The 12,947-nt window shown below is 70.9% G+C and carries 6 protein-coding genes and 1 pseudogene; 3 read left to right on the plus strand and 4 right to left on the minus strand.

Annotated elements, in window-relative coordinates; all coding sequences use genetic code 11:
* A pseudogene (locus ACIBEF_RS01125) lies at nucleotides 1–409 on the plus strand (hypothetical protein); the annotation flags it as partial.
* Between the two features lies 1 nt (nucleotide 410).
* Nucleotides 411–1,124, plus strand: a complete 714-nt coding sequence (locus ACIBEF_RS01130; RefSeq protein ID WP_396790090.1) for a class F sortase — start codon at nucleotides 411–413, stop codon at nucleotides 1,122–1,124.
* A 72-nt stretch (nucleotides 1,125–1,196) separates the two neighbouring features.
* Here the strand turns inward: ACIBEF_RS01130 and ACIBEF_RS01135 are convergent, their stop codons facing one another.
* Nucleotides 1,197–6,278, minus strand: coding sequence for an NAD-glutamate dehydrogenase (locus ACIBEF_RS01135; RefSeq protein ID WP_396790092.1), 5,082 nt, complete (start codon nucleotides 6,276–6,278; stop codon nucleotides 1,197–1,199).
* 289 nt (nucleotides 6,279–6,567) lie between these two features.
* Here ACIBEF_RS01135 and ACIBEF_RS01140 point away from each other — a divergent pair, with 289 nt between their 5' ends.
* A complete protein-coding gene (locus tag ACIBEF_RS01140) occupies nucleotides 6,568–8,532 on the plus strand; it encodes a penicillin-binding transpeptidase domain-containing protein (protein WP_396790094.1) in 1,965 nt (654 codons plus the stop codon).
* Between the two features lie 145 nt (nucleotides 8,533–8,677).
* On the opposite strand, the gene ACIBEF_RS01145 is transcribed toward ACIBEF_RS01140, so the two are convergent.
* The 3 genes from ACIBEF_RS01145 to ACIBEF_RS01155 all read right to left on the minus strand — a co-directional run bounded on the left by ACIBEF_RS01145 (nucleotide 8,678) and on the right by ACIBEF_RS01155 (nucleotide 12,924).
* On the minus strand, nucleotides 8,678–10,048 hold the full coding sequence (locus ACIBEF_RS01145; RefSeq protein WP_396790096.1) for an arginase family protein: 1,371 nt from the start codon (nucleotides 10,046–10,048) through the stop codon (nucleotides 8,678–8,680).
* A gap of 69 nt (nucleotides 10,049–10,117) precedes the next feature.
* A complete protein-coding gene (locus ACIBEF_RS01150) occupies nucleotides 10,118–11,041 on the minus strand; it encodes a tetratricopeptide repeat protein (RefSeq protein WP_396790098.1) in 924 nt (307 codons plus the stop codon).
* 194 nt (nucleotides 11,042–11,235) lie between these two features.
* Nucleotides 11,236–12,924 (minus strand): methylmalonyl-CoA mutase, encoded by a 1,689-nt coding sequence (locus ACIBEF_RS01155; RefSeq protein ID WP_396790100.1) that lies wholly within the window; start codon nucleotides 12,922–12,924, stop codon nucleotides 11,236–11,238.
* Nucleotides 12,925–12,947: the final 23 nt, after the last annotated feature.

Genomic DNA, 12,947 nt, shown 5'->3' on the forward strand with positions numbered 1-12,947 from the left:
CTACGGCTCGGACAAGGGCTGGGAGAACAAGGACGAGCACGGCTCCGACTACGGCTCGGACAAGGGCTGGGAGAACAAGGACGAGCACGGCTCCGACGAGCGTGGCGGTTACGGCAAGGACGAGCGCGGCTCGGACGAGCGTGACTGGGACAAGGAGCGCGAGTTCGTCTACTACGGCGAAGCCAAGGTCGACAAGGACGCCAAGCCGGGTCGCTACGAGCTCAAGGGCTCGTGCGGCGAGGGCGAGCTCGTCGTGCTGCCGCACGGCGGCGTCGACGGTGGTGACGGTGGCGCCAGCACCGGCACCGACCGCGGCCTGGCCACCGGCGGGGCGGGCCTGCTCGGCGCTGCCGCGCTGGGCGGGATCGTGTTGATGCGTCGTCGGCGGACCGATGGTTCGCTCGTCTGACGTGACGACGACACCGGCCGGCGGCCGTCGCGGGAGACCGTGGCGTGCCGCCGGCACGGCCGTCGTCGTCACCATGGCCATGATCGGCGCCGGCATGATCGGCGCCTCCCTGAAGACCACGCCCAATCCCCGGCCGCCACAGCCGCTGGCCCAGGCCGGCCCCGAGCCGACCGCGCCGGCGAACACCGCCGACGATGCCCCTCCGGCCGACGGGCAACCGGTCGACGGGCAACCGGTCGGTCAGTCGGCGGTCGGGTTGGCCCGGTCGGCACCGACGAGCATCGAGATCCCCCGGATCGGCGTCAACGCGACGATCATGTCGTTGGGCACCAACCCGGACGGCACCGTCCAGGTCCCTCCGCTGGACAAGGCCGACCAGGCCGGGTGGTACGAGCCGGGTGCGAGCCCGGGCGAGACGGGTAACGCGGTCATCGTCGGGCACGTGGACTCGGCGGTACTCGGCCCGGCCGTCTTCTTCGACCTCGGCGCTCTGACCCCCGGCGACACCGTCACGGTGCGCCGCGCCGACGGGGTGCCGGCCACCTTCACTGTCGACTCGGTCAAGTCGTACCCGAAGACGGCCTTCCCCACCGAGTTGGTCTACGGACCGAGTGACCGGCCCGGCCTGCGGGTGGTCACCTGCGGTGGCCAGTTCGATCAGGCCGCGAAGAGCTACCCGGACAACATCGTCGTCTTCGCCACCCTGGCGGCCTGATCGACGACGAAAGAACGCGGTCCGGCCGGTCGGGTCACCCCGACCGGCCGGACCGCGTCCGGCGTACCTGACTCAGGCTGCCGCGGAGGTCCGCACCAGGGTGCGGATCTGGCGCAGCAGCACCGACAGGGCGGCGAGATCCGCCCGCGACTCGTCGAACTCACCCATCGCCCGTCGGGCGCGGTGGATGGAGGTGGCGTTCGACTGCTCCCACTGCTGCACCCGCTCGTGCGGCGGCAGGTCACCCGGGGTGGAGTCGAGCACCTCCGCGGTGAGCGCGGCGAGCGCGGCGTAGAGGTCGTACCGCAGCGCCATCCGCGCGAGGGTCTGCCAGCGGTCCTCCCGCGGCAGCAGGGAGATCTTCGACAGCAGCGAGTCCACCCGGAACAGGTCGGACAGCACGAAGTAGACCGAGGCCACCTCGCTGACGTCCCGCCCACTGGCGTTCGCGGTCTCCACCACGTCCATCAGACCGAAGCTGTACATCAGCCGGGTGGCCCGCTCGGCCAACTCGCGGGGTAGCCCACGCTCGGTCATCGAGTCCATGTGCGCGGCGATGCCCTGGCGCTCGTTGCCGTAGAACAGCTCCTCCAGCCCCGGCAGCAGCCGGGTGACCCCGTCGCGCAGCCGGGCGATCTCGGCCGGCACGTCGATCGGCGAGCGCCGGTTGGAGACCAACCACCGCACCGCGCGGTCGAGCAGTCGACGGGTGTCCAGGTAGACGCTGGTCTGCAGCTCCGGCGCCACCTTGTTGTCCAGCGCCTCGACCTCGTCCCACAGGTCGCGCAGGCCGAACACCTCGCTGACCACCACGTACGCCCGGATCACGTCGGCCGCGCTGGCCGCCGTCTCCTCGACCACCCGGAAGATGAACGAGATGCCACCCCGGTTGATCGCCTCGTTGACCAGCACCGTGGTGACAATGTCCCGGCGAAGCCGGTGCCGGCCCATCCGGTCGGCGAACCGCTCACGCATCGGCGTCGGGAAGTAGTTGACCAGGACGTCGGTCGTCCACTCCTCGTCGGCCAACCCGTCGGTGAGGATCTCCCGCTCAAGGACGATCTTCACGTACGCGAGCAGCACGGCGAACTCCGGCGCGGTCAGCCCGGACTCGCTGCGGACCGCCAGTTCCTCGTCCGGCGGCAGCGCCTCCAACGCGCGGTCCAATCCGCCCGAACGCTCCAGCTCGTTGATCATCCGACGGTGCACCGGGAGCAGCGAGGCGGCCTGGGCCTGGGCGTTGTTGATCGCCCGAGCCTGGTCGTAGTTGTCGCGCAGCACCAGCTCCGCGACCTCGTCGGTCATCCCGGCCAGCAGCTCGTCGCGGTCGGCCATGGTCAGCTCACCATCGGCCACCGCCGTGTTGAGCAGGATCTTGATGTTCACCTCGTGGTCGGAGGTGTCCACCCCGGCCGCGTTGTCGATGAAGTCCGTGTAGATCCGGCCACCGGTCAACGCGTACTCGATCCGGCCGAGCTGCGTCCAGCCCAGGTTGCCGCCCTCGCCCGCCACCCGGCAGCGCAGACTGCGCCCGTCCACCCGGATCGCGTCGTTGGACTTGTCGCCCACCTCGGCGTTGGTCTGGGTGGAGGCCTTGACGTAGGTGCCGATGCCGCCGTTCCAGAACAGGTCCACCGGAGCGGTGACGATCGCCTTCATCAGGTCCTGCGGCGACAACTGCGTGACGTCGTCGTCCAGGCCGATCGCCGCCCGGACCTGCGGCGTGATCGGGATGGACTTCGCGGTACGCGGGAAGATGCCGCCACCCGCCGAGATCAGCTCCGTGTTGTAGTCCTCCCAGGAGGAGCGGGGCAGGTCGAACAGCCGTCGACGCTCCGTGTACGAGGTGGCGGCGTCCGGCTCCGGGTCGAGGAAGATGTGCCGGTGGTCGAAGGCGGCCACCAGCCGGATGTGCTCGGAGAGCAGCATCCCGTTCCCGAACACGTCGCCGGACATGTCGCCGACGCCGACCACGGTGAAGTCCTGGGCCTGGGTGTCCAGACCCAGCTCACGGAAGTGCCGCTTGACCGACTCCCAGGCACCCCGGGCGGTGATGCCCATCTTCTTGTGGTCGTAGCCGGCGGATCCGCCGGACGCGAACGCGTCGCCCATCCAGAAGGTGTGGGCCTTGGAGATCTCGTTGGCGATGTCGGAGAACGTCGCCGTGCCCTTGTCGGCCGCCACGACCAGGTACGGATCGTCGCTGTCGTGCCGGACCACGTCCTCGGGCGGCACGATCTGCCCGCTGACGATGTTGTCGGTGACGTCCAGCATCGCGCCGACGAACTCCTGGTAGCAGGCGACCGCCTCGTCCCGGTCGCCCGGCTTCTGCTTCAACACGAAGCCGCCCTTGGCGCCGACCGGCACGATCACGGTGTTCTTCACCATCTGCGCCTTGACCAGGCCCAGCACCTCGGTCCGGAAGTCCTCCCGACGGTCGGACCACCGCAACCCGCCCCGGGCCACCGGCCCGAACCGCAGGTGCACACCTTCGAACCGCGGCGAGTAGACGAAGATCTCGAACTTCGGTCGCGGCGCGGGCAGGTCCGGAATGGCCTGCGGGTCGAGCTTGAACGCCACGTACGCCTTCGGCCGCCCGTCGGCGCGCTTCTGGTAGAAGCTGGTCCGGAGGGTCGCCTCGATCAGCGTCAGGTACGAGCGCAGGATCCGGTCCTGGTCCAGGCTCGCCACGTCGTCCAGCGCGCCCCGGATCGTCTCCACCAGCTCACCGCTGCGCTGCTGGCGCTGCTCGGCGCTCAACTCGCCCGGCGCGAACCGGGTCTCGAAGAGCTCCACCAGCAACGCGGCGAGCTTCGGGTACGCGATGAAGGTCTGCTCCATGTAGTCCTGCGAGAAGACCGTGCCGGCCTGCCGCAGGTACTTCGCGTACGCCCGCAGCACCACCACCTGCCGCCAGGTCAGCCCGCCGCGCAGCACCAGCTCGTTGAACCGGTCCACCTCGGCCTCGCCGCGCCAGGCGGCCGCGAAGGCGTTCTCCACGTGCGGGCGCACCTCGGCCAGCTCGTGATGCCCCTCGGGCAGCATGAGGCCGAAGTCGTACAGGTAGACCCGACCGTCGATCCGGTCCACCTCGTACGGGTGCTCGTCGACCACCCGTACGCCGAGCGAGTGCAGGACCGGCAGCACGGCGGAGAGCATCATCGGCTCGCCGTACCGGTAGACCTTGAACCGGACGTCCATCGCCTCGGCCAGGTCGGCTCCCGGCACCCGGGTGCCCGGCCTCGGCGCCAACTGCTTGCGGAACAGGTGCATCTCCAGCTGGCCGGGCTCCTCCAGCAGCTCCAGCTTCGCCAGGTCCTTCATCGCCTCGTACGGCGTGTGCCCGTCCTTGTAGCCCTCCGGGAAGGCGTCGGCGTACCGGGTGAACAGGTGCTTGGCCTGCTCGTCGCCGAGCTTGCGCTCCAGCACCAACCGGTAGTCGTCGTCCCACAGCCGGGTGGCGTCGGCCAACTCCTCGGCGAGCAGGTCTGCGTCGATGTCGCCGGGTGGCCGCGTCGGGTCGGTACGGACGATGAAGTGCACCCGAGCCAGCATCGACTCGGTGACCCGGGTGGTGTAGTCCACCCCGACACCGTTCAGCTCACGCAGCAGGATGTCCTGCATGCGCAGCCGGTTCTGGGTGGTGAACCGGTCCCGGGGAAGGTAGATCAGGCAGGAGATGAACCGCCCGTACGCGTCCCGGCGCAGGAACACCCGCAGTTGCCGGCGGCCGGCCATCCGCAGCACGCCGACCACCGCGTGGTACAGGTCGTCGGTCTTGATCTGGAACAGCTCGTCGCGCGGGTAGGTCTCCAGGATCTGGATCAGATCCTTGCCCGAGTGGCTGCGCTGGCTCAGACCAGAGCGGTCCAGCACCTCGGCCACCTTGCGCCGTACCACCGGCAGCTCGCGGACGCTGGTCCGGTAGGCGGCCGTCGAGAACAGCCCGAGGAAGCGCCGCTCACCGATCACGTCGCCGTCGGAGTTGAAGATCTTGAAGCCGACGTAGTCCAGGTACGCCGAGCGGTGCACGGTGGCCCGGGAGTTCGCCTTGGTAATGATCAACAGGCGCTTCTCCAGCACCTTCTCGTGCGCCTCGGTCGTCATCGAGGACAGCGACCGCGCATCCGGCGAATCGGAGCGCAGGATGCCCAGACCGGTGCCGAGCACCGCCTCCAACGCCTTGCCGTCGACCGGGTCGGCGGCGTCGCCGCCGTCGGCGTCCACCAACCGGTACTCGCGGTAGCCGAGGAAGGTGAAGTGGTCCTGGGCGAGCCACCGCAGCAGCTCCACCGAGTCGGTGATGTCCTTTTCCGGCACCGGTGGGCGGTTGTCGGAGGTACGGGCGGACGCCAGCTCGTCGGCGAGCGCGAGGGCACGCTGACGCATTTTCGGCCAGTCCTCGACCGCCTCCCGCACGTCGGTGAGCACCCGCTGCAACTCGCGGCGCAACCGGTCCCGTTCGGCCGCGTCCCGGACCGGATCGATCTCGATCCGCATCCAGCTCTCGATGATGTCGCCGGCGATCGCGTCGTCCGGTTCCACATCCGCGGAGACCTCGGTGAGCCGGCCCAGCGGTTCCCGCCGCACCACCACCAACGGGTGCACCAGCAGGTGCACGTCGAGGTGGTACGAGTTGAGCAACGCCGTCACCGAGTCGACCAGGAACGGCATGTCGTCGGTGACGATCTCGACGACCGTGTGGTGCTGGTCGGCGTGCGGTTCGTGGATCCGCAGCTTCAACTCACCCGGCACCCGCTGCTGGGCGAGATCCCGGTGTGCCCGGGCCGCGTCGAGCATCTCTTCCGCCGTGAAGCCGACCAGCTCCTCGTCCGGGGCGAACCGCCAGAAACGGCCGACAAGTGTCGCCGCGTCATGGTCGTCCCCGGCGAGCGCGACGGCCTGGGCCACCAGGCGCTCCGCGTTGGGAACGGGTTCGTCGAGCTCGGCGTCCTCCACGTCGTCGGCCAGCGCCTCGGCTGGCAGACCCAGATCGTAGATGGTGTCGATGCTCGACCCGGTCAGCCCGGTGACTCCCGTGTCGAGTCGGCCGTAGCCGTCCCCGTCGGTCGCCGAATCGAAGCTGTCATCGTCCCGGCCGGAGTCATCCTGCCGGAGGTCGGGTTCCGGTTTGATCGCCGGACGCCGGTCCATCGGTGCCACTCCCCTCGACCCATCGCGTTGTGGGTCACTCTGCCGCCCAGCCTAGGCCCTGCCGTTGTGCGCCTTCGTCGGCGGACCACTGGCCAGACGTCCGGATCGGGACTTTGTCCTTTCACCCGTTGCGGGTCCGAGGTAGGCCGGCTGCGGGATACCCCGCCACGCGATGTTCATCACACGGGCGCGGCTCGTCTTTGAGCGCGGCCGAGCACCTGGGGGACGTTGGGGACGGCGTTCCCGTACTACCGTGCGAGGGCAGTCCGAGATCGGAAGGACCAGCTTCATGCCCTTGTCGTACCCCCGGCCCCACCGGCCTAACCCCGCCCGCCGGCTCGCCGCCGGCGTCACCACGGCGCTGCTCGCGGCGGGCGTCCTCGTCGGTTGTTCCGGTGACGACGGGCCGCAACGCACCGTGGACGCCTTCCTCGCGGGCTGGCGCAGCGGTGACCTCCAGGCGGTCGGTCTGATCGACCCGCTCGGCTCGAAACTGCCGTCGGCGAACGTCGCACGTGAGATCAAGGAGCTCTCCGGTGAGCTGGCGGCCACCCCGCCCACGCTGACGCGTCGCGGCGAGCCGAAGATCACGAAGGACATCGCGACCACCACCGTCCAGGTGGAGTGGGCCCTGCCCGGTCAGACCCGCTGGGCGTACGACCGGGAGGTCCGGCTCGCCCACGGCGACGACGACCAGTGGCAGGTGATCTGGGAGCCGACGGTGGTGCACGAGCAGCTCACCAAGGGTGACCGGTTGGCGCTGCGTCGCGACGCCGGTGCCCGCGCCGCCGTGCTGGACAACGCCGGGAAGCCACTCGTGACCCCGCGCACCGTGGTCCGGGTGGGTGTGCAGCCCAACGGGGTCGCCGACCTGAAGAAGCTCGTCAAGGACCTCGACGCGGCGTTCAAGGCCATTCGCCCGGCGCTGGTTCCCGGCGTCGACCTGGCCGATCTGCCCGAGATGGTGGCCGAGGCCGAACCGGGTGCCTTCGTCGAGGTGGTGTCGCTGCGTGAGGAGGCGTACCGGCAGATCAAGCCCCGGATCTACGACCTGCCCGGCACCAAGTTCGTCACTGACAAGATCGACCTGGCGCCCACCCGCGAGTTCGCCCGTGCGCTGCTCGGCACCGTCGACCCGGCGCAGGCCGACGACCTCGCCGCGCATCCCGACCGGTACGTCGTCGGCGACCTGGTCGGGCACGGCGGTCTACAGGGCCGCTACGACGAGCGACTGCGCGGCGGCCCCGGGCTGACCGTGGTGGTCGAGCGTCCGGCCGAGGGCGGCAAACTCGAACCCACCGGCACCGAACTGTTCCGCCGGGAGCCGCAGCCCGGGCAGGCGCTGAAGACGACGCTGGACGTCGCCGTCCAGAACGCGGCCGACGGGGCACTGCGCGCCGAGCCGCGCCGCTCCGCCCTGGTGGCGCTCCGAATCAGCGACGGCGCCGTGCTCGCCGCCGCGAACGGCCCCGGTCCGGCCGGGGAGAACCTGGCCTTCGACGCCCAGGTGCCTCCCGGCTCCACCTTCAAGATGGTCAGCACGCTGGGCCTGCTGGACCGGGGCGCGGTCACACTGGACGGGCCGGTGGACTGCAAGAAGACCTTCACCGTGGACGGCAGGTCCTTCAAGAACTCGGACAACTTCGAGCTCGGCTCGGTGCCGTTCCGCACCGACTTCGCCAAGTCCTGCAACACGGCGTTCGCCGCGCTGGCCCCGAAGCTCGGCGGCGACGGGCTGGCCGCCGCCGGTCGCTCGCTGGGCCTGGAGGGTCAGTGGGATCTCGGCACGGACGCCTTCACCGGCAAGGTCTCGACGGGCGGCAGCCTCGCCGAACAGGCCGCCGCGTCGTTCGGGCAGGGCACCACGTTGGTCAGCCCGCTCGCCATGGCCGGTGCCACCGCCGCCGTCGCCCGCGGCCGCTTCGAGCAGCCGAAGCTGCTGATCGACCCGGCACCGGCCAAGCCGGCCCCGGCGGGCGAGCAGCTCAAGCCGGAGTCCGTCGCGGCGCTGCGCACGATGATGCGCGAGGTGGTCACCGCCGGCACCGGCAGCGCGCTCAAGGACGTGCCGGGCGAGGTCTACGGCAAGACCGGCACCGCCGAGTACGACGACAACCCGGCGCACACCCACGCCTGGTTCGTCGGCTGGCGGGGCGACGTGGCGTTCGCTGTCTTCGTGGAGAAGGGCGGGGCCAGCACGGCCTCAGCCGTTCCGATCGCCGAGCGCTTCCTGCGCGCTCTCCCGGCCACCTGACCCCGACCGCCGTCCCATCGCGCGACGGGCGGCCCCGCCGGCGTTGATCCACTCGGTTTCCTGGAAATCGCGCTGTCCGACGGCGCTGGAAACCCCGACTTCCAGGAAGCCGAGTCGATCAGCGGCTGACGGGCTGCGGATCACGTCAGGCGGTGTCAGCTTTGTGCAGGTCGGCGCCGTTCTCGGTAGCAGCAACACTCTCTGCCGACGTGTCGTCCGCCGGCGACGAGGCTCGCCGGAGCAGGCCCGGCCCAGCCGAAACGGGCGGACCGACCGGTTCGCGCTCGGCCGGAACCGGGATCACCGCCACCCTTGACGGCTCGGCGTGGGCGCGCCCGGAAAGACCCGGCTGCGCCACCTCGACCGACCCGTCGCGGTCGGCGTCAGCCACTCCCCCCGGAAAGCCGTCGCCGCCAGCAAGGTCCGCGTTGGCGTCGAGCCCACCAGCCCTCGCCGCACCGTCCGACCGCTCCGCACCGTCCGATTGCTCCGCACCGCCAGGCCGCCCCGCACCGCCGGACCGCTGCGCACTGTCGGTCCGGCCGTTGACGCGTCGAGGGCTGGGCGTCGGCCGTGCCGTCAGCAGTCGGGGCGGCACTGCCTCCGGGGCGGTCACCGGCGCCAGACCGGCGACCACTGTGTTGACGATCTCGGCCGCGTACGAGCCGTCCGGGTCGTAGTCGGGGTCGAAGACGGTCAGCTCCACGCCGAGGCAGTGCGGGGTGTCGACCAGGCCGGCGAGCAGGATCTCCAACTCGGCGAAGGCGATTCCACCCGGGTCGGGGGCGTCCACGGCGGGCATCACCGCCGGGTCGAGCACGTCCACGTCGATGTGCACCCAGTAGCCCGCGCAGTCGGCGAGTTGCTCGTGCGCCCACTGGGCCGTCCGGGCGGCGCCTTCGGCGCGCAGCGCCGGCACCGGCCGGGTGGTGATCCCGGCGGCCTGGAGGTCGAGCCGGTATTCGTCCTGGGCCCGGATGCCGAGCACCACCACGTCGATGTCGCGGAAGTAGGGCCGGCGGCCCTCCAGCGCGGCCAGGTCGGCCTGCCCGCGCCCGGTGACCAGGGCCAGGTCCTCACCTGCGGCGGCGCCGACGTAGGAGGCGTTGCCGGGGTGCCGGAAGTCGGAGTGCCCGTCGACGAAGACCAGCCCGATCCGCCCGCCGACGGCCTCGCCGAGGCGGTGCATGGCCAGGGCCGAGCCGAGGAGCACGGAGCAGTCGCCGCCGAGCACCACCGGGAACTCGCCCCGGTCGATGATCGAGCCGATGCGTTCGGCGAGGGCCAACGAGTAGTCGGCGATCTCCCGGGCGTGACACACCCCGTCGCCGGGCCGCCAGTCGCCCGGGTCGTACCGGGCGGGGGTGACGCAGCCGGCGTCGCGGGCGCGGAGCCGGGCCAGCAGGTCGTGGTCGCGCAGCGCCCCGGGCGCCTTGGCGCAACCCGGGACCGACGTGGGCGTCGGCGGCCGTAGACCAAGATTTGTCGGCGCGTCGAGGACGGCGATCCGGCGCATCGTGAGCTCCCGTCCTCGGTGGTCGGGCGGGCCGGCCGGAACGCCGGCCCGCGCTGGCGTGCTACGAACTCAGAACAGGGCGCTGGCCAGAGCCCGACGCGCCGAGGCGACCGCCGGATCGTCCGGGCCGGCAATGGAGAAGAGCGAGACCAGGTGCTGGCGAACCGTCTCACGGTCCTCGCCGGCGGTGCGCCGGACCAGACCGACGAGCCGGGCGTACGCCTGCTCGGCCAGGCCACTGAGCACCTCGATGTCGGCGGCCAGCAGCTGGGCGGCGACGTCGTCGGGGGCGCTCTCGGCGGCGGCCAGCGCGGTGGACGGGTCGGCGCCGGCCACCCGGCGGGCCACTCCGACCTGGGCCAGCCCCGCCGTGGCCGCGGCGTCCGCCGGGGCGTCGGCGAGGATCTTCCGGTACGCCTGCTCGGCGGCGTCCAGATCGCCGCTCATCAGCGCGTCGTCCGCCTCGTCGAGGCGGGGGTCCTCCGGCTCGACGACTGCCACGCCACCGGCCTTGAGCACGGCCTGAATCCACTGCCGCAGCTGAGCCTCGGGAACCACTCCGGAGAAGGCGTCGACCGGCTGGCCGCCGACGACCGCGTAGACCATGGGAATGCCCTGCACCCGGAACATCTGGGCGATTCGGGGATTTTCCTGCACGTCGACCCGGGCCAGCACCCAGGTGCCGCCGCCTTCGGCGTTCAGCCGCTCCAGGACCGGGGCGAACTCGTCGCTCTCCGGGAAGCCGGCCGCACCGAAGAACACGACGACGGGCGTGGCCATCGAGCGTTCGAGCACGTCGGACTGGATGGTCGCCTCGGTGACGTCCACGATGGCGGTGTCACCGCCGGCGGTGGGCGCGCCGGGGGCGCCGTTGGACGGGCCGCCCTGCGGGGGCGTGCCGGGGCGGGTACTTGCTGGTGCGGGGCCACGCAGCGTGCTGAGGTCGACCGCGCCGCGGGTGAAGATCGACGAGGTGATCCGTGGGTCGCTCATGGTTACCTAGTCTCGCACGTGAGCCCGGATTCTCAGCTCACCCGCAACCCCGACGTTGCAACTCTCACGCCCCACCCCCCACCCCCGCGATCTTGCACTTTCTGTCGCCGCTATGCCGCATTCATGCCTTATGGCACCGCAGAAACTGCAAGATCGACGGGGGTGGGGGTCAGGGCTGGGGGTCAGGGCTGGGGTTAGAAGCGGGCTGGCTCTCGGTAGGTGCCCCACTCGGCTCGCAGGGCGTCGCAGATCTCGCCCAGGGTGGCCTCGGCGCGGACGGCGTCGAGCATGGCGGGGATCATGTTCTCGTCGGTACGGCTCGCCGCGATCATCCGGGTGACCGCGGCACGCACCGCCTCCTCGTCCCGCCCGCTCTTGCGCTCGGCGAGCACCCGGCGCTGCTCCAGCTCCACCTCGTGCGAGATGCGCAGGATCTCCAGCTCCTTGGCGACCGTGCCGGTGTGGCAGTTGACCCCGACGATCTTCTTGTCGCCCTTTTCCAGGGCCTGCTGGTAGACGAAGGCCGACTCGGCGATGTGCCCGGTGAACCAGCCGTCCTCGATGCCGCGCAGGATGCCCGAGGTCATCGGGCCGATCTGGTGTGGCCCGTCCCCGCCGAGCTGCCGGATCCGGGCGAAGATCTCCTCCGCCTCGGCCTCGATCTTGTCGGTCAGCGCCTCGACGTACCAGGAGCCGCCGAGCGGGTCAGCGACGTTGACCACACCGGTCTCCTCCATCAACACCTGCTGGGTACGCAGGGCGATCTCGGCCGACTCGTCGGTGGGCAGCGCCAGGGTCTCGTCCAGCGCGTTGGTGTGCAGCGAGTTCGTGCCGCCGAGCACCGCCGCGAGAGCCTCGACGGCGGTCCGTACGACGTTGTTGACCGGCTGCTGCGCGGTCAGCGACACCCCGGCGGTCTGCGTGTGGAACCGCAGCCAGAGCGCCTTCTCGCTGGTCGCGCCGTAGACGTCACGCAGCCAGCGGGCCCAGATCCGGCGGGCGGCGCGGAACTTGGCGATCTCCTCGAAGAAGTCGAGGTGCGAGTCGAAGAAGAAGCTCAGCCCCGGTGCGAAGACGTTCACGTCCAGCCCACGCGAGAGACCCAGCTCGACGTAGCCGAAGCCGTCCGCCAGGGTGTAGGCCAGCTCCTGCGCCGCGGTCGAGCCGGCCTCGCGGATGTGGTAGCCGGAGACCGACAGCGGCTTGTAGCGCGGGATCTCGGCGGCGCAGTACTCCATCAGGTCGCCGATCAGGCGCAGGTGCGGCTCGGGGTCGAACAGCCACTCCTTCTGCGCGATGTACTCCTTGAAGATGTCGGTCTGCAGGGTGCCGTCCAGCTTGGACAGGTCGGCGCCCTGCCGCTCGGCGGCGACCAGGTACATGCAGAACACCGGCACGGCCGGGCCGGAGATCGTCATCGAGGTGGTGACGCCGGCCAGGTCGATGCCGTCGAAGAGCGCCTGCATGTCGGTGGCGGTGTCGATGGCGACGCCGCAGTGGCCGACCTCGCCGAGCGCCTGCGGGTCGTCCGAGTCGCGGCCCATCAGCGTCGGCATGTCGAACGCCACCGAGAGCCCGCCGCCGCCGGCGCCGAGGATCATCTTGTAGCGCTCGTTCGTCTGCTGGGCGTTGCCGAAGCCGGCGAACTGCCGAATGGTCCAGCTCCGCCCGCGGTAGCCGGTCGGATACAAACCCCGGGTGTACGGATACTCGCCCGGCCATCCGATCCGTTCGAAGCCCGGATAGGTGGCGCCCTCCGGCGGGCCGTACACCGGCTCCACCGGCATGCCGGAGAGCGTGGTGAAATCCGCGTCCCGCTTGCGCGCGGCGTCGTACCGGGCCTGCCAGCGCGCCCGTCCGGCGTCGATCTCGTCGGCGTCCATGAGCAGGGCTCCTCCTCGGGTCC

Source organism: Micromonospora sp. NPDC050795 (assembly GCF_044456785.1).
GTDB lineage: Bacteria > Actinomycetota > Actinomycetes > Mycobacteriales > Micromonosporaceae > Micromonospora.

What these genes read in the sequence shown, in the direction of transcription:
- ACIBEF_RS01135 (WP_396790092.1), bottom strand. Translation starts at nt 6,278, where the DNA reads ATGGACCGGCGTCCGGCGATCAAACCGGAACCCGACCTCCGGCAGGAT.
- ACIBEF_RS01140 (WP_396790094.1), top strand. Translation starts at nt 6,568, where the DNA reads ATGCCCTTGTCGTACCCCCGGCCCCACCGGCCTAACCCCGCCCGCCGG.
- ACIBEF_RS01145 (WP_396790096.1), bottom strand. Translation starts at nt 10,048, where the DNA reads ATGCGCCGGATCGCCGTCCTCGACGCGCCGACAAATCTTGGTCTACGG.
- ACIBEF_RS01150 (WP_396790098.1), bottom strand. Translation starts at nt 11,041, where the DNA reads ATGAGCGACCCACGGATCACCTCGTCGATCTTCACCCGCGGCGCGGTC.
- ACIBEF_RS01155 (WP_396790100.1), bottom strand. Translation starts at nt 12,924, where the DNA reads ATGGACGCCGACGAGATCGACGCCGGACGGGCGCGCTGGCAGGCCCGG.